Raw genomic sequence first — 23,592 nt, forward strand, 5'->3', positions numbered from 1 at the left:
ACCACAAGCGCGCAGCCGAAACCAAAGGCTGTGCCGACGCCCAGTCCGAGCATGTCCGATAAAATAGAACTTCGCGCAGAGGTGCCGTCCGAATTGGGCGGCCAACGCCTCGATCAAGTCGCCGCCCAACTCTTCGCTGAGCACTCGCGCTCGCGCCTTTCCGCCTGGATCAAAGAAGGTCGCCTGACTGTGGACGGGGCGGTGATCCGCCCGCGCGACATCGTGCATGGCGGTGCCATCCTTGAGCTGACTGCCGAGCAGGAAGCCCAGGGCGAGTGGATCGCCCAGGACATCGAACTCGACATCGTCTATGAAGACGACGACATTCTGGTGATCAACAAGCCTGCGGGCCTGGTGGTGCACCCGGCTGCCGGTCACGCCGATGGCACGTTGCTCAATGCCTTGTTGCACCATGTGCCGGACATCATCAATGTTCCGCGTGCCGGCATCGTCCACCGTCTGGACAAGGACACCACTGGTCTGATGGTGGTGGCCAAGACCATTCAGGCGCAGACCAAACTGGTTGCGCAATTGCAGAGCCGCAGCGTCAGCCGCATCTATGAATGCATCGTCATCGGTGTAGTCACGGCCGGCGGCAAGATCAATGCGCCGATCGGTCGTCATGGCCAGCAACGCCAGCGCATGGCAGTGATGGAAGGCGGCAAGCCTGCGGTTAGCCACTACCGCGTGCTCGAGCGCTTCCGTTCGCACACCCATGTACGGGTGAAGCTGGAAACCGGTCGCACGCACCAGATCCGCGTGCACATGGCGCACATCAACTTCCCGTTGGTCGGCGACCCGGCGTACGGCGGGCGTTTCCGCATTCCGCCAGCGGCGAACCCGACCATGGTCGAATCGCTCAAGCACTTCCCGCGTCAGGCCCTGCACGCGCGCTTCCTCGAACTCGATCACCCGACGAGCGGTGTACGCATGAGCTGGGAATCGCCGCTGCCGGAAGATTTCGTCTGGCTGCTGACCCTGCTCAAGCAGGATCGCGAGGCCTTCGTCGGATGAACTGGCTGACGCCGGACTGGCCTGCGCCGGCCAGCGTCAAGGCCTGTGTCACCACCCGCGAGGGTGGTGTCAGCGAGGCGCCATTCGACAGCCTGAATCTGGGCGATCATGTCGATGATCGTCCGCAGGCCGTCGCCGAGAACCGTCGGCGTCTGACTGATCACTTCTCCATACAGCCTGCCTGGTTGCAGCAAGTGCACGGGATCACCGTGGCGCAAGCTGATCCGGGCACCGTTGCGACTGCAGATGCCAGTTGGACAGACAAGCCCGGTATCGCCTGCACGGCCATGACCGCCGATTGCCTGCCGGCATTGTTCTGCAATCGCGCCGGCACTCGGGTGGCGGCAGCGCATGCCGGTTGGCGCGGGCTGGCGGCGGGTGTGCTTGAAGCCACCCTCGACAGCCTCGATGTTGCACCTGAGAACGTGCTGGTCTGGCTCGGCCCGGCCATCGGCCCGCAAGCCTTTGAAGTCGGCGCGGAAGTTCGCGACGTCTTCGTCAATCAGTTGCCGGAAGCGGCAACGGCTTTCGTGCCGAGCGACAACCCCGGCAAGTTCATGGCCGACATCTATCAGCTGGCGCGCTTGCGTCTGGCAGAACGGGGTGTCAGCGCTGTTTATGGTGGCGGTTTCTGCACCGTGAGCGATTCGCGCTTCTTCTCCTATCGCCGTGCGTCGCGCACCGGTCGCTTTGCCTCCCTCGTTTGGCTCACCCGCTAAACTCTCTGATCTGCATCAACCCGCTGACGCTTGAATCTTGCAGAATCGACCGCATCTATAGCGGTATCTGGCAGGTTTCTTTATTCAGGATGGTTTCTTAGGTCCGGCCTGCTCAAAAGGAAGGTGACCCATGCGTATTGACCGTTTAACCAGTAAATTACAGTTGGCCCTGTCCGACGCCCAGTCGTTGGCGGTTGGCCACGATCATCCGGCCATCGAGCCGGCGCACTTGATGCAGGCCATGCTTGAACAGCAGGGCGGTTCGATCAAGCCGCTGCTGATGCAGGTAGGCTTCGACGTCAACAGCTTGCGTAAAGAGCTGACCAAAGAGCTCGATCAACTACCGAAAATCCAGAACCCGACCGGCGACGTCAACATGTCGCAGGATCTGGCGCGCCTGCTCAATCAGGCCGACCGTCTGGCTCAGCAGAAGGGCGACCAGTTCATCTCCAGCGAACTGGTGCTGCTCGCCGCGATGGACGAGAACAGCAAGCTCGGCAAGTTGCTGCTCGGCCAAGGCGTGAGCAAAAAAGCCCTGGAAAATGCGATCAACAACCTGCGTGGTGGCGAAGCGGTAAATGACGCCAACCACGAAGAATCGCGTCAGGCCTTGGACAAATACACCGTCGACCTGACCAAGCGCGCCGAAGACGGCAAGCTTGATCCGGTGATCGGCCGTGACGACGAGATCCGCCGTACCATTCAGGTTCTGCAACGTCGCACCAAGAACAACCCGGTGCTGATCGGTGAGCCTGGCGTGGGTAAAACCGCGATCGCCGAAGGGCTGGCTCAGCGCATCATCAACGGCGAAGTGCCGGACGGCCTCAAGGGCAAGCGCCTGCTTTCGCTGGACATGGGCGCGCTGATTGCCGGTGCCAAGTATCGCGGTGAGTTCGAGGAACGCCTGAAAGGGTTGCTCAATGAGCTGTCGAAACAGGAAGGGCAGATCATTCTGTTCATCGACGAATTGCACACCATGGTCGGCGCCGGTAAAGGCGAAGGCTCGATGGACGCCGGCAACATGCTCAAGCCTGCGCTGGCGCGCGGTGAGTTGCACTGCGTCGGCGCGACCACGCTCAACGAGTACCGCCAATATATAGAGAAGGACGCGGCGCTCGAGCGACGTTTCCAGAAAGTCCTGGTGGATGAGCCGAGCGAAGAAGACACCATTGCGATTCTGCGTGGCCTCAAAGAGCGTTATGAGGTGCACCACAAAGTCGCGATCACCGACGGCGCGATCATCGCCGCGGCCAAGCTCAGCCATCGCTACATCACGGATCGGCAATTGCCGGACAAGGCCATCGACCTGATCGACGAGGCCGCCAGCCGCATCCGCATGGAGATCGACTCCAAGCCGGAAGTGCTGGATCGTCTGGAGCGGCGCCTGATTCAGCTGAAAGTCGAATCCCAGGCGCTGAAGAAAGAAAGTGACGACGCAGCGAAGAAACGCCTGGAAAAACTCCAGGAAGAAATCGAGCGTCACGAGCGTGAGTATTCCGATCTGGAAGAAATCTGGAACTCGGAAAAAGCCGAAGTGCAGGGTTCTGCGCAGATCCAGCAGAAGATCGAGCAATCGCGTCAGGAACTGGAAGCAGCCCGGCGCAAAGGCGATCTGAACCGCATGGCTGAGTTGCAGTACGGGGTGATCCCGGATCTGGAACGCAGCCTGCAAATGGTCGACCAGCACGGCAAAAGCGAAAACCAGTTGTTGCGCAGCAAGGTCACTGAAGAAGAAATTGCTGAAGTCGTGTCGAAGTGGACTGGCATCCCGGTGTCGAAAATGCTCGAAGGCGAGCGCGACAAGCTGATGAAGATGGAGAGCCTGTTGCACAAACGGGTAATCGGTCAGGAAGAAGCGGTCGTGGCTGTGGCCAACGCTGTGCGGCGTTCACGGGCCGGGCTGTCCGACCCGAACCGTCCAAGCGGCTCGTTCATGTTCCTGGGCCCGACCGGTGTCGGTAAAACCGAGCTGTGCAAAGCGCTCGCCGAATTCCTCTTTGATACCGAAGAGGCGATGGTGCGGATCGACATGTCCGAGTTCATGGAGAAGCATTCCGTGGCTCGTCTGATCGGTGCGCCACCGGGCTACGTCGGCTATGAAGAGGGCGGTTATCTGACCGAGGCCGTGCGTCGCAAGCCGTACTCGGTGATCCTCATGGACGAAGTCGAGAAGGCGCATCCGGATGTGTTCAACATCCTGCTGCAGGTGCTTGAGGATGGACGCCTGACCGATAGCCACGGGCGTACGGTGGACTTCCGCAACACGGTCATCGTGATGACGTCCAACCTCGGATCGATGCAGATTCAGGAGCTGGTCGGTGATCGTGAAGCGCAGCGTGCGGCAGTAATGGACGCGCTGACGTCGCACTTCCGGCCAGAGTTCATCAACCGCGTGGACGAAGTGGTGATCTTCGAGCCGCTGGCGCGCGATCAGATTGCCGGGATTACCGAGATCCAGTTGGGTCGTCTGCGCAGTCGTCTGGCCGAGCGCGAGCTGAAGCTGGAGCTGAGTCCGGAAGCGATGGACAAGCTGATTGCCGTCGGTTACGACCCGGTCTATGGCGCACGGCCGTTGAAGCGTGCGATTCAGCGCTGGATCGAAAACCCGCTGGCGCAGTTGATCCTGTCGGGTCATTTCATGCCGGGCGACACCGCCACCGGCAAGGTCGAGAACGACGAAATCGTTTTTGGCTAAGCCTCAGCGGCAATGAAACCGGAAAGGCCTCGCATTGCGAGGCCTTTTTTTCGCCAGGCTGTTGAACTCAAAGGAAAAGGCTTGTAAAGTGCGCCCCGCAGTCAGTCACCGACGGCGTTTCAATCCACTGGGTTGAAAACTGAAATAAGTTGCAAATCATTAACTTGAAAGCAATTTAGGGGGTTGACAGAGGTGTTCTAGGTTGTAGAATAGCGCGCCTCAGACACACGAACGCAGCGATGCGAAACGGTGTCGAGAAGCTTCAGGTTTCACTGTTGTAAATTGAAATATGTAGTTCCGTGATAGCTCAGTCGGTAGAGCAAATGACTGTTAATCATTGGGTCCCAGGTTCGAGTCCTGGTCACGGAGCCAATTTCAAACCGGGGTATAGCGCAGTCCGGTAGCGCGCCTGCTTTGGGAGCAGGATGTCAGGAGTTCGAATCCCCTTACCCCGACCATTTTTGGGTCGTTAGCTCAGTTGGTAGAGCAGTTGGCTTTTAACCAATTGGTCGTAGGTTCGAATCCCACACGACCCACCATTTTTGAAACCAGTTAGCGCTGGGATCGAATCTTAAGATCAGAGGCCAAAAGCGCTGATCGAAGAAGGCGATCTTTGAAAGGTCGCCTTTTTTTTACCGGGGTATAGCGCAGTCCGGTAGCGCGCCTGCTTTGGGAGCAGGATGTCAGGAGTTCGAATCCCCTTACCCCGACCATATTGAAAATCCTCGTATCGAAAGATACGGGGATTTTTTTTGCCCGGCGAAAGCCGAATCTCTTCAAGTGGTCATACAACTGGCCGATAGCCCGCTAACACGAGGGGACTGCCAACACTTCACCCCTTGATCTAGCCATTACAAGAATAAGGGCGTTCGTCATGTTGCTTCGTCAGTTGAATATTGCACCTCGGGCTGCCCTCGGATTTGCCTTGATCGCGGTGTTGGTGGCCTTGCTCGGGGTTTTTGCGCTGGGGCAGATGTCGAGCATTCGCGACAGCGAGGTGGCGGTGGAGAACCGCTGGTTGCCGAGCATTCGTGGCGGCGACGAGATTCGTGAACTGATGCTGCGCATCCGAACCATCTCCCTGCGCATGGCGCTCGATCAGGATCCGGCCAACATCGCCACCTATCGCGGCCAGATGGACACCCGCGACAAGGAGCTGAGCGAGAAGATCGCCGCCTACGACAAACTGGTCGACACTGCCGAAGGCCAGCAACTTTATGACCAGTTCAAGAAAACCTTCGCCGCCTATCGCACCGGTATTGCCCAGTCATTTACCCTCGCCGAGCAAGGCAAACGTGACGAGCTGACCAAATTGCTGCTCGTCGACATGAAGACCGTGGTCGACGGCTCCGGCAAACAACTCAACGATCTCGCCGATCTGTTCGCCCGCCAGGTCGCCGCCGAAAGCGAGAAGTCCGCTGCGCATTATGAAACCTCGCGAACCATCGTCAGCCTGTTCATTGGTTTGGCTGCGCTGGCCACGGTGGCCCTGGCGATGTTGCTCACGCGCAGTATCGTGCGGCCGCTGAGCAGCGCCGTAAGCGCCGCAGAAAGCGTGGCTCAGGGTGATCTCACCCGACCGATCGAAAGCCATGGCAACGACGAAGTCAGCCGCTTGCTCAAGGCCCTTGCGACGATGCAGCAGAACCTGCGGGAAACTCTGCAAGGCATCAGCGGCTCGGCGACGCAACTGGCCACCGCCGCTGACGAGTTGAGCGCTGTCACCGTCGACAGCACCCGGGGCTTGCAAGAGCAGAACAACGAAATCGAGCAAGCCGCCACTGCAGTCAACCAGATGACCGCTGCGGTGGAGGAGGTCGCGCGCAACGCGGTGTCGACGTCCGATGCCACGCGTCAATCCAGTCAGTCGGCTCAGTTGGGCCAGGAGCGTGTCAGCGAAACCGCCAGCGCTATCAATGCGCTGGCCAGTGATGTGCAGAACACTGGGGAACTGGTGCAGTCGCTGGCCAATCAGTCACAGGACATCGGCAAAGTGCTCGATGTAATCCGCGCCATCGCCGAGCAGACCAACCTGCTGGCGCTCAACGCCGCCATCGAAGCGGCTCGCGCAGGTGAAAGCGGGCGTGGCTTTGCGGTGGTGGCTGACGAGGTACGTGCACTCGCGTATCGCACTCAGCAATCGACTCAGGAAATCGAGCAGATGGTGCAGGGCATGCGCAGCGGTTCGAGTCTGGCGCTGGAGTCAATGCAGGCCAGCGCTTCCCGTGCAGCAAGCACTTTAGCCTTGGCTGAGCGGGCGGGTGAGGCATTGGTGACGATCACGGCGTCGGTGCACGAGATTCACGAGCGCAACCTGGTGATCGCCAGTGCGGCTGAGGAACAAGCGCAAGTAGCGCGGGAAGTGGATCGCAACCTGGTGAATATTCGCGACCTGTCGGTGCGTTCCGCTGCTGGCGCTGATCAGACAAGCGCATCAAGCCATGAGCTGTCGCAACTGGCCAATGCCCTGCAGGGCATGGTGCGACGCTTCCAGCTCTGATCCACAACCTATCAAAAGCCCCGCTCGCTGCAGGGCTCGGAATAAAGATCAAAGGTGGGAGCGAGCCTGCTCGCGAATGCGCTGGATCTGCGAGCAGCATGTTGCCTGCCCCACCGCCATCGCTGGCAAGCCAGCTCCTACAGATGTTGGCCTTAGTGCAGCTTCAAACGCGGCTCGGTGCCACGGCCAATCTTGCTCCCCAGCATCAGCATCGCCGTGCGGAACGGCCCGTACAGCGCCATCTGGTGCATGCGGTACAGCGACACATAGAACATCCGCGCCAGCCAGCCTTCGAGCATCACGCTACCGGTCAGGTTACCCATCAAGTTACCCACGGCAGAAAAACGCGACAGCGAAATCAGCGAGCCGTAATCGGTGTATTTGTACTCCGGCAGGGTCTTGCCTTCGATGCGCAGTTTCAGCGACTTGGCCAGCAGCGAAGCCTGCTGATGTGCCGCTTGTGCCCTCGGCGGTACGTTGCGATCGGTGCCCGGTTGTGGACAGGCCGCGCAGTCACCGAAGGCAAAGATGTTTTCATCACGTGTGGTTTGCAGGGTTGGCAGCACTTGCAACTGATTGATGCGGTTGGTTTCCAGACCGTCGATGTCCTTCAGGAAACCCGGCGCGCGAATACCGGCCGCCCAGACTTTCAGGCTGGCCTTGATCTCGCTGCCGTCGGCGGTGATCAGGCTGTCGGCGGTGACCTCGCTGACCGACGCATTGGTCATCACGTTGACCCCGAGCTTTTCCAGCGTCTTGTGCACCGGCCCGCTGATGCGCTCCGGCAGGGCGGGCAGTACCCGTGGGCCGGCTTCAATCAAAGTGATGTGCATGTTTTCCGGTTTGATCCGGTCCAGACCATATGCCGCCAGTTCATGCGCCGCGTTATGAAGTTCTGCCGCCAGTTCAACGCCTGTGGCGCCGGCGCCGACGATGGCCACGCTGATCTGCTCGACCACATCGGTCTGCCCGGCATGGGCGCGCAGATAGTGATTGAGCAATTGCTGATGGAAGCGCTCGGCCTGTTTGCGCGTATCGAGGAACAGGCAATGCTGCGCCGCGCCCTGGGTGCCGAAATCGTTGGTGGTGCTGCCGACGCTGATCACCAGCGAGTCATAAGCCACTTCACGCGCCGGCACCAGCTCGACGCCGTTTTCGTCGTAGGTTGCGGCCAGCTGGATTTTCTTCTGCGCGCGATCGAGCCCGCTCATGCGCCCGAGCTGGAACTCGAAGTGGTTCCATTTCGCCTGGGCGACATAGTTGAGTTCGTCTTCGGAGGAGTTCAGAGATCCGGCAGCCACTTCGTGCAGCAGCGGTTTCCAGATGTGGGTCAGGTTCGCGTCGACCAGCATGATGCTGGCCGTGCCGCGCTTGCCCAGAGTCTTACCCAGACGGGTAGCCAACTCCAGACCGCCGGCGCCGCCGCCGACAATGACAATACGATGGGACATAGGGATAACTCGCAAGGTTTTTAAAGGGAATCGGTGCGGTTACCCGAGCGAGCGCGAGGCTGCTCATAGCGTCAGGTAACTGATAAATCGGCTCAACAGGCCCAGACCAATGGTTACTGCCAGCACCAGCACCAGGAGCATCCACGGCCGGAAGGGCCGGCGCTCGACACGGTGTTGGGACAATTGCAGGTACTCTTCGACATGCTTTTGGTCTTCGGGGTTCAGGCGGCTGGTCATATTTGCCTCGTCAGGTAGACGTTACTGAATGAACACAGGCTACAGCGGTTTTCAGCCCGGGTTGAACGCAGCGTAGCCGCTGTCCGGAACCGGTTCGACGCACACGCTATCGTCGAGGCGAATGATGCCGCTTTGTAACACCCGGGCGGTGATTCCGCCATGCCCGCGCACGGCTTGAAAAGTGCCCGGGCCAAGGTTGTTCTGCAAACGTGCGCAAGGCTGACACCAGCCAGTGGTTTCGAGTATTGCCTGCCCGATGCGAAAGCGCCGCCCCTTGAGGCTAAACAAATTGATTCCGCTTATAACGAGATTGCGCCGCAAATCTTCAGGCCGGATCGGTTCGTCATCGGGGCGGCCCATCAAGGCGTTGATCACCGCCAGGTGCTCCCACTGAATCAGCGTGACCTGCCGCGCATTGCGAACGCCGGGGCGGGCGTGATCGCCGGTGAGCCCGGCTTCCAGGCGCGCCTCGACCGCGTCGAGCTCCAGCATCGGCCCTCGGGATTCGGGACGCACGCCGATCCAGCGCACGCGGCCCGACTGGGGAACATCGGCAATCAATTGCTGCAGCGGCGTCACAGGCTGATGCCCACGTCGAAGACGATGCTACGGCCGAGGTTGCTGCGCAGAAAGTCCGGTGCGTCGGGGTGTGCGAACAGCACGCGGGCGAACGTCGGGCCGACCAGCGACAGCGAGCGCCAGCCCTGACGCAGGTATTCGGTCGGTGGCGGAAAATGACTGTTGAGGTCCAGCACTTCGCGCTTGAGGCTGGCGAAGGCGATGATGTCCAACTCACCCAGATCCATGCCGCGTTCCTTGTAGTTATGTGCCTTCTTGCGCAGGGTCGGCGCCAGGCGCAGGAGGAATTCATTGGCCGGGATGCGTTTTGGCTTGGCTTCGCGGCGCACCAGTTGGCTTAGAGAGAACGCGCTGCGTCGGCGCTGCAGTTCGTCGCGCCATTCATCGTTGAGGCGGCGGCCTTCATCGAGGACGAAAAAAACTTCGAAATTGGCATCGCGAAACAACACGTCCGGCGGCTCGCCGGCCGGGGCGAACTCGTCGGTACGGTAGGGGATATTCAAGCCTTGCAACAGGCGCTGGCAGACCCAACGCTCACGCTCCCATTTGCGGGCATTGGACAGGAAAGCGTTGGCTTGCTCGGCCGCGATGGTCAGCAGGCGTAAATAATCTGAATCATCCATAAGCCCAAGCTTAGCGTCCAAATGCGACATGCAGATAGCTTTGCATCGGCCCAGACATAAACGTCGCGCGATTGCGCCCTTGTAGGAGCTGCCGAAGGCTGCGATCTTTTGCTTTTATAAACAAGATCAAAAGATCGCAGCCTTCGGCAGCTCCTACAAAAAACGTGTCGAGTGGCAGGTGAGGGAATCATGATCGGTGCCGAACTGCTTTCAACGGCAAGCCTGACGCTCGGCTGGCTGATTTATCTGCCGGTGTTGCTCTGGGCGATCGTCCGCGCGCCATGGGTCGAGCTGTTCAGCGACAGCCGCCGGCAGCATTTGCTCTTCGGTACGGTGTTCGCGCTGTTCCTGCTGTGGCTGGTGCGCAGGGATTTCGATACCGGTGTGTCCTATCACTTCATTGGCATGACGGCGGTCACCCTGCTGCTCGATTGGCCGCTGGCGATCATTGGTGGACTGGTCGCGCAGGTGGGGCTGGTGCTGTTGGGCCGTCAGGATCTGGCTGCGGTCGGCGTCAATGGCGCTTTGCTGATTCTGCTGCCGGTGCTGATCACCGAGTGCGTGGCGATTCTGGTCGAGCGTGCGCAGCCACGAAATCCGTTCGTTTACATCTTCTGCTCGGGCTTTTTCGCCGCCGCGTTGTCCGGCCTGTTGTGTCTGATCCTGAGCCTGACACTGCTCTGGTACGACGGCCTCTTTGCCATGCCGGAATGGCTGGAGGATTTCGTCGGTTACCTGTGGTTGCTGCTGTTCCCCGAAGCTTTTATCAACGGCATGGTCGTCAGCGCGTTGGTGGTGTTCTGCCCCGAGTGGCTGGAGACCTTCAACCGCACCCGTTACCTGTCGGCACCGTGGAAAGACGACGATCCGAAATCCTGATCCACATCGAACCGCCGTGCTCGCGGGCTTTATGCGCGCCTGGACGGCGATCAGTGACGCGGGTCGAAATCGCCGGAAAACAGTTCGTCTTCAGCATCCGGGGCGACTGGAATCTTGTGTTCTTCCGAGGCCCAGGCACCGAGGTCGATCAGTTTGCAGCGGTCGGAGCAGAACGGACGGAATTTGTTCGCCGGGGTAAACTCGACGGGGGCGCCGCAGGTTGGGCATTCAACGGTTGGAATCTGGCTCATGCTTGGCCTCCGGATAAAGTCAGGTAAAAGTGATGCAGGCGCTCGACCTCGCTGTGCAGCCACGCGAGGTCACGGTCGTTGACGATGACATCGTCGGCGCGGCTTACGCGGTCTTCACGGCTCGATTGCGCCTTGAGGATCGCCTGCACTTGTTGTTCGCTGGTCTGGTCACGCTGCAGGGTGCGTTCGATCTGCAGTTGTTGCGGCGCATCGATGACCAGGATGCGTTGTGTCATCGCATATTGCCCGGACTCGATCAGCAACGGCGAAACCAGAATCGCGTAAGGCGATTTTGCCTGCGCCAGATGATGAGCGATTTCTTCGCCGATCAGCGGATGCAGCAGCGCTTCGAGCCAACGCCGTTGTTCGGCGTCCTCGAAAATCAGCGTGCGCAGGGCGGCACGGTCCAGCGTGCCATCGGCCTGCAATACGCCGGAACCGAAATGTTCGGCGATCTTCGCCAGCGCCGGACGCCCCGGCTCGACCACCCAGCGCGCCGCATGATCAGCGTCCACCACATGCACGCCGAGGTCGATGAAGTGCTGGGCCGCCGCGCTTTTACCGCTGCCGATGCCGCCGGTCAGGCCAAGAATCCAGGGTTTTTCCACAGGGGTATTCATTTCAAGCCGACAGACTGCCAATAGAAGTCGGTTATTTGACCACCCCAGAGCAAGGCAATCCAGCCGGCAATTGCCAGAAAGGGCCCAAACGGGATCGGCGTCGAGGTTTCCTGAGCGCGCAGACGCAGCATGACGACACCCAAAATCGCCCCCACCAAGGAAGACAGAAGAATCGTCAGCGGCAGGATCTGCCAACCACCCCACGCCCCAAGCAGGGCCAGCAGCTTGAAATCGCCATGACCGATGCCGTCCTTGCCGGTCAGCAGTTTGAACAGCCAGAACACCGACCACAGCGCCAGATAACCCGCGACCGCGCCCCACAATGCATCGGGCAACGCCACGAACACGCCGAAGCTGTTGACGATCAGCCCCAGCCACAGCAACGGCAGCACCAGCACATCGGGCAGCAGTTGATGTTCGCAGTCGATCAGACTCATCGCCAGCAAGCCCCACGTCAGCAAAATCAACAAACCTGCCGGCCAGCCAAAGCCCAGGTGCCAGGCGATGAATGCCGAGAGCAGGCCGCAGGCCAGTTCGGTCAGCGGGTAACGTTTGCTGATCGGCGCCGAGCAGGCCGAGCAGCGACCGCGCAGGCACAGGTAGCTGAGCAGCGGAATGTTTTCCCACGGCCGGATCCGATGTCCGCAATGCGGGCATGCGGAATGCGGCAGCATCAGGTTGTAAGTCGGCACAGGCGTTTCGGTGGGCAGGCCGAGCACATCATGGGCTTGCTGGCGCCAGTCGCGCTCAAGCATCTTCGGCAGACGCCAGACCACCACATTGAGAAAACTCCCCACCACCAGCCCGAGCAGCAGCGCGGTGACCACAAAGGCCAGCGGATACACGGCAAACAGTTCGTCGATAGGCATGTCAGATCGCTGAGCCGAGTTGGAAAATCGGCAGATACATGGCCACCACCAGACCACCGACGATGACTCCCAGCACCACCATAATGAACGGCTCCATCAGGCTGGTAAGGTTGTCGACCATGTTATCGACCTCGGCTTCATAGAAGCCGGCGACCTTGTCGAGCATGTCATCCAGCGCCCCGGACTCCTCGCCGATGGCGGTCATCTGCACCGCCATGTTCGGAAACACACCGGTGCTGCGCATCGAGAAATTCAGTTGCATGCCGGTCGACACGTCTTGACGAACCCTCAGCACTGCACGCTTGAACACCACGTTACCGGTGGCGCCGGCGACCGAATCGAGCGCTTCCACCAGTGGCACACCGGCTGCGAATGTGGTCGACAGCGTTCGGGCAAAACGCGCGACGGCGGACTTGTACATCAAAGTGCCCACCAGCGGCAGTTTCAGCAGCCACGCATCACGACGGTCGCGCAGGGCCTGTGAAGTCTTCAGCGCGTGGCGAGTACCGAAAAACGCCGCCACCAATACCAAAAGAATCGCCCACCACCACTGTTGCATGAATTCCGACAGGCTGATGATCATCAGGGTGAAGCCGGGCAGTTCGGCACCGAACCCGGAAAACACCGACTGGAACTGCGGCACCACTTTGACCAGCAGAATGCCCGTTACCACAGCCGCCACCAGCACCACGGCGGTGGGGTAAGTCATGGCTTTCTTGATCTTGGCCTTGAGCGCTTCGCTTTTTTCCTTATAGGTCGCGACCCGTTCGAGCAAGGTGTCGAGGGCGCCGGACTGTTCGCCGGCGTCGACCAGGTTGCAGTACAACTCGTCGAAGTATCGCGGCTTTTTGCGCAGGGCGGTGGCAAAGCTGTTACCTGCCGCGACCTCCTGTTTGACCTCATCGACCAGCTTGCGCATGGCCGGGTTTTCGAAGCCTTCACCGATGATGTCGAAGGACTGCAACAGCGGTACACCAGCCTTCATCATCGTTGCCATCTGCCGGGTGAAAAGGGCGATGTCCTGCGGTTTGATGCGCTTGCCCAAGGTCAGCAGGGACGCGGATTTCTTGCGCACCTTGCCGGGGTTGATCCCCTGTTTACGCAACTGCGCCTTGATCAGTGCGGGATTCTGCCCACTCAATTCTCCAGTGACCTTGCTGCCTTTGCGGTCTGTGCCTTCCCAGGCGTAAACGCTGACTTTCGCTGCCTTGACCGCCATGTTCAATCCTTGGTGACCCGGTTGATTTCCTCAAGGCTGGTGATGCCTTGCATGGCCTTGTGCAGCCCCGAAGTGCGCAGATCGGCGAAGCCGTCGCGACGCATCTGAATGTCGATTTCCAGCGAATTGCCCTCGGCCATGATCAGCCGTTGCAGGTCCGGTGTGTTCTTTACCACTTCATAAATCCCCACGCGTCCTTTGTAACCGCCGTTGCAGTGATCGCAACCGACCGGCTCGTAGATCGTGAAATGGCCGATGCGTTCCTCAGGGAAGCCTTCCTTGAGCAAGGTTTCGTGCGGGATCTCCAGCGGCCGCTTGCAGTGCGCGCACAACTTGCGCGCCAGACGCTGGGCGATGATCAGGCTGACCGAGGTGGCGATGTTAAAACCGGGAATGCCCATGTTGTGCAGGCGCGTGAGGGTTTCCGCCGCGCTGTTGGTGTGCAGGGTCGACAGCACCAGGTGGCCGGTCTGCGCAGCCTTGATCGCGATCTCGGCGGTTTCCAGGTCGCGGATCTCGCCGACCATGATCACGTCCGGATCCTGGCGCAGAAACGAACGCAGCGCCTGGGCGAAGTCCAGCCCTTGCCGAGGATTGACGTTGACCTGGTTGATGCCTTCCATGTTGATTTCCACCGGGTCTTCGGCGGTGGAAATGTTGATGTCGACGGTGTTGAGGATGTTCAGCCCGGTGTACAGCGACACGGTTTTGCCGGAGCCGGTGGGGCCGGTGACCAGAATCATCCCTTGCGGCTGTTTCAGCGCAGCGAGGTACAAGGCCTTTTGTTCGGTTTCGTAACCCAAGGCGTCGATGCCCATTTGCGCACTGGACGGGTCGAGAATCCGGATCACCACTTTTTCGCCCCACAGCGTCGGCAGGGTATTGACGCGGAAATCGATGGATTTGCTTTTTGACAGACGCATCTTGATGCGCCCGTCCTGCGGTTTGCGCCGTTCCGAAATATCCAGACTGGCCATTACCTTCAAACGTGCGGCAATGCGCCCGGCCAACTGGATTGGCGGCTTGGCCACCTCACGCAGCATGCCGTCGGTGCGCATGCGCACCCGATAGTTTTTTTCGTAGGGCTCGAAATGCAGGTCGGAAGAGCCGCTCTTGATCGCATCGAGCAGCATTTTATGCACGAAGCGCACGACCGGGGCGTCGTCCGCATCGAGGCCGCCGATAACGTCCTTTTTGCTGTCATCGATGGATTCGACGTCGAGGCCGTCGAGATCGACATCGGCCATTTCTTCCAGGCCCGAGGTGTGGCTGTCGAAGAACTTGTCGATGGCGTCGCTGAGCTTGTCGTCCTCGACCAGAATCGCTTCGGTGCTCAGGCCGGTGCTGAATTGGATGTCGCTGATCGCCTGCTGATTGCTCGGATCGGAAAGCCCCACGAACAGTTTGTTGCCGCGCCGCCACAGCGGCAGGGCGCAGTGCTGACGAACCAGTTTTTCACTGACCAGCCCCTTGGGCTGGGTTTCTTTGTCCAGGCAATGCAGATCGAGCAGGGCCATGCCGAAATGTTCCGAGGCGATCTCGGCGATCTGCCGGCTGTTGACCAGTTTGTTGTGCACCAGGTAATTGACCAGCGACACACGATTGCGCTGGGCCTGCGCCCAGGATTGCCGGGCGCTTGTTTCCGTGAGCAGTTCGGCCTGGACCAATTGCTTGGCCAGACCGCTCAGAGCGATGTCATTCATGGGGATCCCGCACGCTTGCCGTTCATGACTTATAGCCTAGTCAAGTGACAGCACCAAACACGGCCCGTGCAGGTGACAAAAAGTGTCAGATAGTGCGGTTACAGGTTGTAGGAAACGGCACAGAGGATTGCGCGCGCCCAGCGGGCGGGGCCTGAAAGGCGTTGGCATGGGCTGTGCTGAGCCTTGGTCAGATCATGAGATTTCGACTCATGCATGGAGCGTGTCTATGAAAAAACAACAAGGTTTCACATTGATCGAGCTGCTGATCGTTGTGGCGATCATCGGTATTTTGGCGACGATCGCCCTGCCGCAGTATTCGAAGTATCAGGCGCGGTCGAAGGTGACGGCGGGGTTGGCGGAGATCAGTGCATTGAAAGTGCCGTTCGAGGACACGATCAATCAGGGCACCGCGCCGAGTCTGGCCAACGTGGCTAACGGTACGACTTCCACTTCCAACTGTACGTTGGCAGTCACGGGTACAGCGGCGACTGGCGAAGGTTCGATTACCTGCACTCTGCTCAATGCGCCGGGTCCGGTATTGGGGAGAACCGTGACTCTCTCTCGTTCCGGTGCTGCTACGGGTAATACCTCCGGAGTATGGACCTGCGCGACAACCGTAAACTCGGACTACGCTCCTCGAGGCTGCACGGCCAGCGGTGCGTAATCACATTGCTGTCAGAACTGGAAATGCCCCGCACTGCGGGGCATTTTCGTTTCAGATCCCTTCACAAAAGCTCCAATAATTTCAGCCACTTATGAACTTTCCTGAAAACCGCAACTTGCATGTGAATTTCACTCGAGTCATGCATTTTGCATGAAAATGAAAATCATGATTTTTCATAACTCTTTGTTTTCAAACGATTTTATATGACGGAAAAAGTTGGCACAGCGTTCGCAATATCTCCAGTAACCCTGCTGACAAGCGTTACAGCAGACTTCCAGTAAAAACAGGAGTTACTCGTATGAAGAAGTTCGCTATCACTGCCGCTGCTACCGCTCTGACCCTGACCATGGCTGGTGGCGCTTTCGCCCAGACCACTCAGGCTACCCAGTCGCCAATGGTTCTGGCTGCCGGTGAAATGACTCAGGCTAAAGAAGCTACTTCCGACACCTGGATCACTACCAAAGTGAAAAGCGATCTGGTTACCGAAAAAGGTATTCCAGGCACCGACATCAAGGTCGAAACCAACAAAGGTGTAGTTTCCCTGTCTTCTGACGTAGCTGTTACCGAAGCTCAGAAAACCACCGCAGTGAACATCACCAAGAAAATCAAAGGCGTTAAAGCGGTCTCCGCTGACGGCCTGAAAGCCGAGTAAGGCAAGACTTCTCGCCTGAACCGGGAGAAGACGCGACAGACGGGCCGAGCAATACGTCTGCCGCAACTTTAGAGTTCATGCGAACGGTCACACGGATGTGACCATTACAGGCCCCGGCACTTGTGTCGGGGCCTGTTCTATTTTCAGTTACCGCGTTTGCTGTTGATCTGCCGCAGGCGGTTACCTTCAAAGCGCAGGTATTGGTACATGCCGTTGTTAGGGCCGTAGGTCCATTCCTCGACCTGAAACTCCTCGCGGCGATTGGCACTGCGCTTGTAGCCCAGCACGTCACGGCTCACCGGCTCGCCACACTTTTGCAGCACCTCGCTTGGGCGGTCGCCGAGGCTGATCAACTGGCTGCCACAGCGCAATGTATCCGAAGCCGACGCGTGGCCGGCGGCGCACGTCAGAGCGAGCACCGCCAGCCAGTTACGCACGGTCATTCTGCATCCAGATGCATTTGTGTCACTACGCGGCCATCGCTTTCGGCCTCGCCGAGGTTGGCGTCGATGAAATACACGCGGTCATCCTCGAGCTTGCCCTTGTCGACCAGGTAATCCTTGATGGTGCTGGCGCGATCCTGGCCCAACTGACGCAGCAGCACATCGCTGCCGCTCCAGAACGCGATAACGCCCTGGCGCATTTTCGCCGTGCGTTCCTCTTTGCCCAGGTCTTTCCATTCTGCCGGTGGCTGGTTTTTCAGGCGGGTGCGGTAGATGCCTTCGAGCAAGGCTCCTTTCTCGCTTTCTGGTACTTGCAGCAGTGAGGCCTGGGCCGGGACTTTGTCGCCACGGCGCTGGAGCATCTTGTAGTAGTTGTACTGATATTCACGTTCCAGACGTTGCTCGGCCAGCAGCGGTCCGTCACTGCTTTTTGCGGCAGTGCCTTCGATCTCCAGGCGCAGCGCCGGACGTTCCTTGAGTGCTTGCGACAGTTTCACCAGCGCCGCTTCGGCGTCTTTGTTCAAGTCGCTGGAACCCGGCGCGAAGGATACGGTGCCGAGGTCTTCGGAGCCGCCGCCACTGACCAGTCCGCCAATCATCTTGAACGGTGCGGCAGCGGCCTTGACGATCAGGTTGCGCAGCGTCTGCCAGACGATCGGCATCACGCTGAACTGCGGATTATTCAAATCGCCGGTCACCGGCAACTCGATGGAGATCTTGCCGTCGACATCCTTGAGCAGGGCGATCGCCAGTTTAAGCGGCAGACTCACCGCATCGGGGCTGTCGACTTTCTCGCCCAGTTGCAGCTGCTCGACCACCACTTTGTTTTCGGCTTTCAGCTGGCCCTTGGTGATCAGGTAATGCAGGTCAAGGTTAAGCCGGCCCTTGCGGATGCGGTATCCGGCGAATTTGCCGGAGTAGGGCGTCAGGGTCGTCAGTTCGACGCGCTTGAAGCTGGTGGCGATGTCGAGGCTGGCCATCGGGTCGAACGGATTGACCGCACCCTTGATGGTCACCGGCGCGTAGCGGTCGACCTTGCCTTTGATGTCGACGCTGGCCGGTTTTGCCTGACGGCTGTCGATAGTGCCGATCTGGCCGTTGAGCTGCTGCACGGCGGTGGCGAAATTCGGGGTCAGGCTGAAGTCGGCGAAGTTGGCCGAACCGTCGTTGATGGCGATCGCACCGATGTGAATGCCCAGCGGTTTGTCCTTGCCGACTGGTTTGGCTGCGGTGCCTTTTGCTGCGCTGTCGGCCGGTTGCGGGATCAGCAGGTCATCGACGTTGGTGGTGCGATCGTCGTTGATCATGAATCGCACATAGGGCTGCAACAGGTTGACCTTGTCGATCGACAGGCTGTTGCCGTGCTGATAGTTGATGCCGTCGACCACCACTTGCTGCCATTTGAGAAAGTCGCGGGTCTTGAGCGTATCGAGGGTGTGCAGTTGATCGATCTGCGCGCGGCCGGTGACGCTGAGCGCCAGTGGTTCGGTGCTTTTCAGGTCGACCTTGAGGTCACTGCCGAGCATGCCGCTGCGCAGCTCCAGACGAATGAACGGGTTGATGTAGGACTGCGCGACGCGCAAGTCGACGTCTTGGGTTTTTACGTTGAGTTGCGCGTTGACCGGGGCCAGATTCACCGTGCCGTCTGCGCTGATCTTGCCTTGTTTGCCCAGGCCGCTGTCGAGCTTGATTTTGAAAGGCGAGCCATTGAGGCTGTCGAAATCCTGCAGGTCGACGTTCAGCGGGGTGATGTCCAGCGCCACCGCCGGTTGCGCCGAACGATCAGCGAGATGGACCGTGTAGTTGCGCAGTTGCACGTCCTTGACCAGCACCTGCCATGGCTTGCTCGCTGCAGTCGATTCAGGCTTCGGCGAATCGGCGGCAGCCGGGGCATCGGCCGGTTCGGCGGCCGCTTTGGCAGCAGGTTTCGAAGGCTGACTGGCGAACAGCTTCTGCCAGTCCAGTTGTCCGTCGGCTTCCAGCGCGGCCCAGGTTTCCAGTTTGTTGCTGCGGATCTTGCCGACCACCACTTGCTGCCTGGCAAGGTCCAGCGAGGTTTCGCTGACGTCGAGACGTTCGAGCCTGGCCAGTGGGCGTCCATCCGGGGCCTTGATGGCGAACGGAGCGATGCTCACCGCAACGTTGTTCAGCAGTAATTCGGTCTGTTTCGACAGATTGAGTTTGTACTCGGTGCTGAGGCTGACTACGCCGTTTTCCAGCACCAGCGGCACCGCGTCGCGTACGTAAGGCCAGAAGGATTTCATCTGGCCATCGGTGACTTTCAAGGTACCTTCGGAGGTGAACGGGATCAGGCTGAAGTTGCCAGTCCAGTCGATCCGTCCGCCAGCGGGGCCGATCGCGACGAGGGTCATGTCGGCGCTGTCCTCGGGCAGAGTGCTGAGGTTTTTCAGCTCGAAACTGAGATCGTCGTATAGAAATTCGATCGGCTCGCTGGGGCGCACATCTTCGAAATGCACAACGCCGCCGGCCAGTTTGATGTTGTCGATGCGCAGCGGAAACGGCTTGGCGTCGGGATCGGCGGGTGTGGGCTCACTCGGCGGCACGTTGAACAGACCCAGCAGGTTGAGCTTGCCGTCCTTGGCAAAAAGGATTTCGCTCTTGGGTTTGTCCAGCTCGATATCCGACAGGTGCAGCGCCTTGGTCCACAGGCTGTCGATCTGCAAGTTGGCATAGAGGCGATCGAAGCCGACCTGCTCCTTGCCCGGCTCGCCGATGACCAGGCCCCACAAGGTGACCTCAAGGCTGAACGGGTTGAGCTCGATGCGCTGCAGATGCGCTGGCACCGTCGCGTAGTTCGCCAGTTGCTGGTTGACCACGCGCAAGGCAATGCCCGGCAGGATCAGAAACCCCAGCAGGCTGTAGAGGGCCAGGGCTGTCAGCAGTGCGCCAATCGCGCGAATCAATCCTTTGGGCATGTGCGGCTTCATCTGTCTGAATCGGAGTGCCTTGGAGTATGGCACGCGATTCTGGTTCCGAAGTGCTTGATGTGGGGCAGGATTGTTCAGAAATCTCTGTAGGAAAATATTCCATGTTGGGGCGGGCGTGCTCGCCAGGCCGTCGGATCAGGCAGTCTTTTTGATAACCGATACACCGCTTTCGCGAGCAAGCTCGCACCCACAATGGAGTGTGGCTATTGGTGACTCGGCAATCACAGTTGCAAAATCAGCGTCTTCAACGGCGGTTGTTGATCCTGCGAAGGGAAGTCGGCGCCCGGGGGCATCACGCTCCACTCGCGCACCGGCCGCCCGGCCTTCTCGGCGCAGCGCAACACCTGCTCGCGCCAGTCGTCCATGCTGACTTTCGCCAGGTTGTTGCAGCAGATCAGCACGCCGTTGTCGGCGGTGGTCAGTAGCGCGGGTTTGAGCAGGCTCTGATAATCGCGCAGCAGATCGACCGTGCCGAACGGGCTTTTCGCCCATGCCGGCGGGTCGAGCAGCACCAGATCGTATTGGCGCTGTTCGAGGCGCTGATAGCTCGGCAGTTTCTGCCCGCGCCGTTGGCTGATCGGCAGGCCGGCGAGTTGGCGGATGGCTGGAAAGTAATCGGATTGAATGAATTGCATCGGCGGCAGTTGCGGGTTGAGTAAGCCGTTCTCACGACCAACCGCCAGATTGCCCTCGGCGAAATCCAGATTGCACACTTCGCGCGCACCGCCCGCCGCAGCGCTGAGACCAACGCCACAGGTATAGGCGAAAAGGTTGAGCACGCTTTTGCCTGGCGCGTGATCCTTGACCCAGCCGCGGGTGTTGCGCAGATCCAGGAACAGCAGCGGATCCTGCCCGGCATGGCGCCCGCGCACGCGGTAGTTCAGGCCCCATTCATGCCCGACCAGATCGGCCAGTGCAGCGTCATCGGCTTTATAGACGCTGTCTTCGCGATCGATCCGCGAATTGCCGCGGGAGCGGTCGTTGTAGACCAGCAGGGTGTCGAAGCCCAGCGTCTGGTTGACCATGGCATGCAGTTGCAACAGATCGTCACGTTCGAGCGTCTGGTGAAAACTCTGCACCAGCAGTTGCGGGCCGTAGCGGTCGATGGTCAGGCCACCGGCGCCTTCCTGGCTGCCGTGGAACAGCCGATAGCAATCGGTGCCCTGGCTGTGCAGCGCAGCAAGCAGGTCCTGGCGTTGATCGAGGGCGGCGCGCAGCGCCTGATTCAAGGAAGACATGCGGGCGCCTTGCTGAGAGGAATTGGGGCGCGGGAGTTTAACAGTTTGCCGGTGGATCGCGTGATGGCCTTCACGAGCAGGCTCGCTCCCACAGTGCAATGCGATCACCTGTGGGAGCGAGCCTGCTCGCGAAGCTTTTGAAGCTATTGATTCAAACGCTTGTCGACCAGATCCTGCACCACACTCGGATCAGCCAGGGTCGAAGTGTCGCCCAGACTGTCGAGTTCATTGCAGGCAATCTTGCGCAGGATTCGCCGCATGATCTTGCCCGATCGGGTTTTCGGCAGCGCCGGCGCCCACTGAATCAGGTCTGGTTTGGCGAAGCTGCCGATCTCCTTGCTGACGTGCGCCAGCAGGTCGTTTTTCAACGCTTCGTTGGCCTCGGTGCCGTTCATTGGTGTGACGAACGCGTAGATGCCCTGGCCTTTGACGTCGTGGGGATAACCGACCACGGCGGCCTCGGCGATGCTGTCGTGCAGCACCAGCGCGCTTTCCACTTCGGCGGTGCCGATGCGGTGACCGGAGACGTTGATGACGTCGTCGATGCGTCCGGTGATCCAGTAATCGCCGTCCTCGTCGCGGCGGGCGCCGTCGCCGGTGAAGTAATAGCCGGGATAGGGCTTGAAGTAGGTATCGATCATCCGCTGCGGATCGCCGTAGACGCTGCGAATCTGCGCCGGCCAGCTCGACTTGATCGCCAGCACGCCGCTGCCGGCACCTTTGATTTCCTTGCCGACTTCGTCGAGCAACACCAGTTGCACGCCGAACATCGGTTGCGTCGCGCAGCCGGGCTTGATTCGTTGGGCACTGACCAGCGGGCTGAGCATGATGCCGCCGGTTTCTGTCTGCCACCAGGTGTCGACGATCGGGCAGCGCTGTTCACCGACGGCATTGAAATACCATTCCCACGCTTCGGGGTTAATCGGCTCACCGACGCTGCCGAGCAATCTGAGGCTGGCGCGCGAAGTTTCCTTCAATGGTTCGGCGCCTTCACGCATCAACGCACGCAGGGCGGTCGGCGCGGTGTAGAAAATGTTGACCTTGTGCTTGTCGATCACTTGCCAGAACCGCGAACTGTTTGGGTAGCTCGGCACGCCTTCGAACATCAATGTCGTCGCACCGTTGGCCAGCGGCCCGTAGACGATGTAACTGTGGCCGGTGACCCAGCCGACGTCGGCGGTGCACCAGAACACTTCGCCGTCGCGGTAATCAAGTACGTATTTGAAGGTCATCGCTGCTTGCAGCAAATAGCCGCCGGTGGTGTGCAGCACGCCTTTGGGTTTGCCGGTGCTGCCGGAGGTGTAGAGGATGAACAACGGGTCTTCGGCGTCCATTGGTTCCGGCGGGCAGTCGTCGCTGACCTCGCGCACCGCCTGGTGATACCAGAGGTCGCGGCCTTCGACCCAATCGACTTGGCCTTGAGTGCGCTCGACCACCACCACGGTGCTGACGTTCGGGCAACTTTGCAGGGCTTTGTCGACGTTGTTTTTCAGCGGCACGAAGCGGCCGCCGCGCACGCCTTCATCGGCCGTGATCACGGTATGGCAGTCGGCGTCGAGAATTCGATCACGCAGGGAATCCGGAGAAAATCCGCCGAACACCACCGAATGAATCGCGCCGATTCGCGCGGAGGCGAGCATGGCGTAGGCGGCTTCGGGAATCATCGGCATGTAGATGCAGACCCGATCGCCTTTCTTCACGCCACGGCTTTTCAGCACGTTGGCCAGCCGGCAGACGTGGTGATGGAGTTTGTTGTAGGTGATCTGCGCAGATTCGCCAGGGTCATCGCCTTCCCAGAGCAGGGCCGTCTGCTCGCCGCGTTGGTCGAGATGACGGTCGATGCAGTTGTAGCTGACGTTGAGCTTGCCGCCGGCAAACCAGGCCGCTTCGCCGGTTTTCAGGTCATAGCGCTGCACGGTCTGCCACGGTGTGCTCCAGTCGAGAAAACGTGTGGCCTGCTCGGCCCAGAAAGCGCTGGGGTGTTCAATCGATTCGCGGTACAGGCGCCGATACTCGTCCTGGCTCAACTGAGCAGCCTGGCGCACGGCATCGGCTTTGGGGAACGTGCTGATATCGAACATGGCGGTTCCTTATTCTTGTGGTGCGACACGAATAAAGATGCGCCGAGAGGGCGAAGGGTTCAAGCCTGAACAGGAAGTCGATGGCGATTACGGAATTCAGGTATACACAGAACAACTGTGGGAGCGGGCTTGCTCGCGAATACGGTGTGTCAGTCAACAGAGAGGCTGAATGATTCACCGCGTTCGCGAGCAAGCCCGCTCCCACAT

20 protein-coding genes, 4 tRNA genes and 1 pseudogene are annotated in these 23,592 nt (G+C 59.7%); 12 read left to right on the forward strand and 13 right to left on the reverse strand.

Annotated elements, in window-relative coordinates; all coding sequences use genetic code 11:
• Nucleotides 1–51: 51 nt before the first annotated feature.
• The 9 genes and pseudogenes from rluD (at nucleotide 52) to ACP7D9_RS18310 (ending at nucleotide 6,928) form a co-directional block, all read left to right on the forward strand.
• The gene (rluD, locus tag ACP7D9_RS18270; RefSeq protein WP_426158969.1) at nucleotides 52–1,014 is read left to right on the forward strand and encodes a 23S rRNA pseudouridine(1911/1915/1917) synthase RluD; all 963 of its coding nucleotides are present in this window, start codon (nucleotides 52–54) and stop codon (nucleotides 1,012–1,014) included.
• Nucleotides 1,011–1,733, forward strand: coding sequence for a peptidoglycan editing factor PgeF (pgeF, locus tag ACP7D9_RS18275; protein WP_426158970.1), 723 nt, complete (start codon nucleotides 1,011–1,013; stop codon nucleotides 1,731–1,733). Before rluD ends, pgeF begins: the two co-directional genes overlap by 4 nt.
• Nucleotides 1,734–1,863: 130 nt before the next feature.
• Entirely contained in the window at nucleotides 1,864–4,428 is a 2,565-nt protein-coding gene (clpB, locus tag ACP7D9_RS18280; RefSeq protein WP_016773142.1) for an ATP-dependent chaperone ClpB, read from the forward strand.
• A 296-nt stretch (nucleotides 4,429–4,724) separates the two neighbouring features.
• Nucleotides 4,725–4,800, forward strand: a tRNA-Asn gene (locus tag ACP7D9_RS18285).
• A 9-nt stretch (nucleotides 4,801–4,809) separates the two neighbouring features.
• Nucleotides 4,810–4,886: transfer RNA gene (locus tag ACP7D9_RS18290), tRNA-Pro, on the forward strand.
• A 5-nt stretch (nucleotides 4,887–4,891) separates the two neighbouring features.
• Nucleotides 4,892–4,967: transfer RNA gene (locus ACP7D9_RS18295), tRNA-Lys, on the forward strand.
• A 97-nt stretch (nucleotides 4,968–5,064) separates the two neighbouring features.
• Nucleotides 5,065–5,141 (forward strand) — tRNA-Pro (locus ACP7D9_RS18300).
• A 161-nt stretch (nucleotides 5,142–5,302) separates the two neighbouring features.
• Nucleotides 5,303–6,073 (forward strand): annotated as a pseudogene (locus ACP7D9_RS18305) (MCP four helix bundle domain-containing protein); the annotation flags it as partial.
• Nucleotides 6,065–6,928, forward strand: coding sequence for a methyl-accepting chemotaxis protein (locus ACP7D9_RS18310; RefSeq protein ID WP_426159023.1), 864 nt, complete (start codon nucleotides 6,065–6,067; stop codon nucleotides 6,926–6,928). The pseudogene ACP7D9_RS18305 and the gene ACP7D9_RS18310, both read left to right, overlap by 9 nt.
• Nucleotides 6,929–7,080: 152 nt before the next feature.
• Here the strand turns inward: ACP7D9_RS18310 and ACP7D9_RS18315 are convergent, their stop codons facing one another.
• The 4 genes from ACP7D9_RS18315 to ACP7D9_RS18330 all read right to left on the reverse strand — a co-directional run bounded on the left by ACP7D9_RS18315 (nucleotide 7,081) and on the right by ACP7D9_RS18330 (nucleotide 9,818).
• Nucleotides 7,081–8,379 carry an NAD(P)/FAD-dependent oxidoreductase gene (locus tag ACP7D9_RS18315; RefSeq protein ID WP_101157603.1) on the reverse strand — a complete coding sequence of 433 codons (1,299 nt, stop codon included), beginning with the start codon at nucleotides 8,377–8,379 and terminating at the stop codon, nucleotides 7,081–7,083.
• A gap of 63 nt (nucleotides 8,380–8,442) precedes the next feature.
• Nucleotides 8,443–8,616, reverse strand: coding sequence for a DUF3094 domain-containing protein (locus ACP7D9_RS18320; RefSeq protein ID WP_007909875.1), 174 nt, complete (start codon nucleotides 8,614–8,616; stop codon nucleotides 8,443–8,445).
• Between the two features lie 51 nt (nucleotides 8,617–8,667).
• Nucleotides 8,668–9,195, reverse strand: coding sequence for an MOSC domain-containing protein (locus tag ACP7D9_RS18325; RefSeq protein WP_426158973.1), 528 nt, complete (start codon nucleotides 9,193–9,195; stop codon nucleotides 8,668–8,670).
• Complete coding sequence (locus tag ACP7D9_RS18330) at nucleotides 9,192–9,818, reverse strand: DUF1780 domain-containing protein (protein WP_101157607.1); 627 nt, start codon at nucleotides 9,816–9,818, stop codon at nucleotides 9,192–9,194. Before ACP7D9_RS18330 ends, ACP7D9_RS18325 begins: the two co-directional genes overlap by 4 nt.
• A gap of 189 nt (nucleotides 9,819–10,007) precedes the next feature.
• Between ACP7D9_RS18330 and ACP7D9_RS18335 the strand changes: the two genes are divergently transcribed.
• A complete protein-coding gene (locus tag ACP7D9_RS18335) occupies nucleotides 10,008–10,697 on the forward strand; it encodes an energy-coupling factor ABC transporter permease (RefSeq protein WP_101157609.1) in 690 nt (229 codons plus the stop codon).
• Nucleotides 10,698–10,747: 50 nt separating this feature from the next.
• Here ACP7D9_RS18335 and yacG read toward each other — a convergent pair whose 3' ends face one another.
• From yacG to pilB, 5 genes are read right to left on the reverse strand one after another with little or no spacing between them, the layout of a single operon-like run.
• Nucleotides 10,748–10,948: a DNA gyrase inhibitor YacG gene (gene yacG, locus ACP7D9_RS18340; protein WP_016773149.1), complete on the reverse strand. Its 201-nt coding sequence runs from the start codon at nucleotides 10,946–10,948 to the stop codon at nucleotides 10,748–10,750.
• On the reverse strand, nucleotides 10,945–11,568 hold the full coding sequence (gene coaE / locus ACP7D9_RS18345) for a dephospho-CoA kinase (protein ID WP_313005931.1): 624 nt from the start codon (nucleotides 11,566–11,568) through the stop codon (nucleotides 10,945–10,947). Before coaE ends, yacG begins: the two co-directional genes overlap by 4 nt.
• Complete coding sequence (locus tag ACP7D9_RS18350; protein ID WP_397479507.1) at nucleotides 11,565–12,437, reverse strand: prepilin peptidase; 873 nt, start codon at nucleotides 12,435–12,437, stop codon at nucleotides 11,565–11,567. Before ACP7D9_RS18350 ends, coaE begins: the two co-directional genes overlap by 4 nt.
• A 1-nt stretch (nucleotide 12,438) precedes the next feature.
• A complete protein-coding gene (locus tag ACP7D9_RS18355; protein WP_101157615.1) occupies nucleotides 12,439–13,656 on the reverse strand; it encodes a type II secretion system F family protein in 1,218 nt (405 codons plus the stop codon).
• 2 nt (nucleotides 13,657–13,658) lie between these two features.
• Nucleotides 13,659–15,359: a type IV-A pilus assembly ATPase PilB gene (pilB, locus tag ACP7D9_RS18360; protein WP_101157617.1), complete on the reverse strand. Its 1,701-nt coding sequence runs from the start codon at nucleotides 15,357–15,359 to the stop codon at nucleotides 13,659–13,661.
• 226 nt (nucleotides 15,360–15,585) lie between these two features.
• Here pilB and ACP7D9_RS18365 point away from each other — a divergent pair, with 226 nt between their 5' ends.
• Nucleotides 15,586–16,023, forward strand: a complete 438-nt coding sequence (locus ACP7D9_RS18365; protein ID WP_426158977.1) for a pilin — start codon at nucleotides 15,586–15,588, stop codon at nucleotides 16,021–16,023.
• Between the two features lie 298 nt (nucleotides 16,024–16,321).
• Nucleotides 16,322–16,675 (forward strand): BON domain-containing protein, encoded by a 354-nt coding sequence (locus ACP7D9_RS18370; RefSeq protein ID WP_101157621.1) that lies wholly within the window; start codon nucleotides 16,322–16,324, stop codon nucleotides 16,673–16,675.
• Nucleotides 16,676–16,818: 143 nt separating this feature from the next.
• Here the strand turns inward: ACP7D9_RS18370 and ACP7D9_RS18375 are convergent, their stop codons facing one another.
• From ACP7D9_RS18375 to acs, 4 genes are all read right to left on the reverse strand, one after another.
• Nucleotides 16,819–17,118 carry a DUF2845 domain-containing protein gene (locus tag ACP7D9_RS18375; RefSeq protein ID WP_426158980.1) on the reverse strand — a complete coding sequence of 100 codons (300 nt, stop codon included), beginning with the start codon at nucleotides 17,116–17,118 and terminating at the stop codon, nucleotides 16,819–16,821.
• Nucleotides 17,115–20,066: a DUF748 domain-containing protein gene (locus ACP7D9_RS18380; RefSeq protein ID WP_426158982.1), complete on the reverse strand. Its 2,952-nt coding sequence runs from the start codon at nucleotides 20,064–20,066 to the stop codon at nucleotides 17,115–17,117. Before ACP7D9_RS18380 ends, ACP7D9_RS18375 begins: the two co-directional genes overlap by 4 nt.
• Before the next feature lie 221 nt (nucleotides 20,067–20,287).
• Complete coding sequence (locus ACP7D9_RS18385; RefSeq protein WP_426158984.1) at nucleotides 20,288–21,304, reverse strand: class I SAM-dependent rRNA methyltransferase; 1,017 nt, start codon at nucleotides 21,302–21,304, stop codon at nucleotides 20,288–20,290.
• 143 nt (nucleotides 21,305–21,447) lie between these two features.
• On the reverse strand, nucleotides 21,448–23,385 hold the full coding sequence (gene acs, locus ACP7D9_RS18390) for an acetate--CoA ligase (protein ID WP_426158986.1): 1,938 nt from the start codon (nucleotides 23,383–23,385) through the stop codon (nucleotides 21,448–21,450).
• Nucleotides 23,386–23,592 lie beyond the last annotated feature (207 nt).

The sequence above is a fragment of the Pseudomonas sp. TSRC2-2 genome, assembly GCF_049897785.1.
Lineage (GTDB): Bacteria > Pseudomonadota > Gammaproteobacteria > Pseudomonadales > Pseudomonadaceae > Aquipseudomonas.

Bases quoted from the DNA above. Each gene is read 5' to 3' on its own strand.
- rluD (WP_426158969.1), top strand. From the start codon at position 52: ATGTCCGATAAAATAGAACTTCGCGCAGAGGTGCCGTCCGAATTGGGC.
- pgeF (WP_426158970.1), top strand. From the start codon at position 1,011: ATGAACTGGCTGACGCCGGACTGGCCTGCGCCGGCCAGCGTCAAGGCC.
- clpB (WP_016773142.1), top strand. From the start codon at position 1,864: ATGCGTATTGACCGTTTAACCAGTAAATTACAGTTGGCCCTGTCCGAC.
- ACP7D9_RS18310 (WP_426159023.1), top strand. From the start codon at position 6,065: ATGCAGCAGAACCTGCGGGAAACTCTGCAAGGCATCAGCGGCTCGGCG.
- ACP7D9_RS18315 (WP_101157603.1), bottom strand. From the start codon at position 8,379: ATGTCCCATCGTATTGTCATTGTCGGCGGCGGCGCCGGCGGTCTGGAG.
- ACP7D9_RS18320 (WP_007909875.1), bottom strand. From the start codon at position 8,616: ATGACCAGCCGCCTGAACCCCGAAGACCAAAAGCATGTCGAAGAGTAC.
- ACP7D9_RS18330 (WP_101157607.1), bottom strand. From the start codon at position 9,818: ATGGATGATTCAGATTATTTACGCCTGCTGACCATCGCGGCCGAGCAA.
- ACP7D9_RS18335 (WP_101157609.1), top strand. From the start codon at position 10,008: ATGATCGGTGCCGAACTGCTTTCAACGGCAAGCCTGACGCTCGGCTGG.
- yacG (WP_016773149.1), bottom strand. From the start codon at position 10,948: ATGAGCCAGATTCCAACCGTTGAATGCCCAACCTGCGGCGCCCCCGTC.
- coaE (WP_313005931.1), bottom strand. From the start codon at position 11,568: ATGAATACCCCTGTGGAAAAACCCTGGATTCTTGGCCTGACCGGCGGC.
- ACP7D9_RS18350 (WP_397479507.1), bottom strand. From the start codon at position 12,437: ATGCCTATCGACGAACTGTTTGCCGTGTATCCGCTGGCCTTTGTGGTC.
- ACP7D9_RS18355 (WP_101157615.1), bottom strand. From the start codon at position 13,656: ATGGCGGTCAAGGCAGCGAAAGTCAGCGTTTACGCCTGGGAAGGCACA.
- pilB (WP_101157617.1), bottom strand. From the start codon at position 15,359: ATGAATGACATCGCTCTGAGCGGTCTGGCCAAGCAATTGGTCCAGGCC.
- ACP7D9_RS18365 (WP_426158977.1), top strand. From the start codon at position 15,586: ATGAAAAAACAACAAGGTTTCACATTGATCGAGCTGCTGATCGTTGTG.
- ACP7D9_RS18370 (WP_101157621.1), top strand. From the start codon at position 16,322: ATGAAGAAGTTCGCTATCACTGCCGCTGCTACCGCTCTGACCCTGACC.
- ACP7D9_RS18375 (WP_426158980.1), bottom strand. From the start codon at position 17,118: ATGACCGTGCGTAACTGGCTGGCGGTGCTCGCTCTGACGTGCGCCGCC.
- ACP7D9_RS18380 (WP_426158982.1), bottom strand. From the start codon at position 20,066: ATGAAGCCGCACATGCCCAAAGGATTGATTCGCGCGATTGGCGCACTG.
- ACP7D9_RS18385 (WP_426158984.1), bottom strand. From the start codon at position 21,304: ATGTCTTCCTTGAATCAGGCGCTGCGCGCCGCCCTCGATCAACGCCAG.
- acs (WP_426158986.1), bottom strand. From the start codon at position 23,385: ATGTTCGATATCAGCACGTTCCCCAAAGCCGATGCCGTGCGCCAGGCT.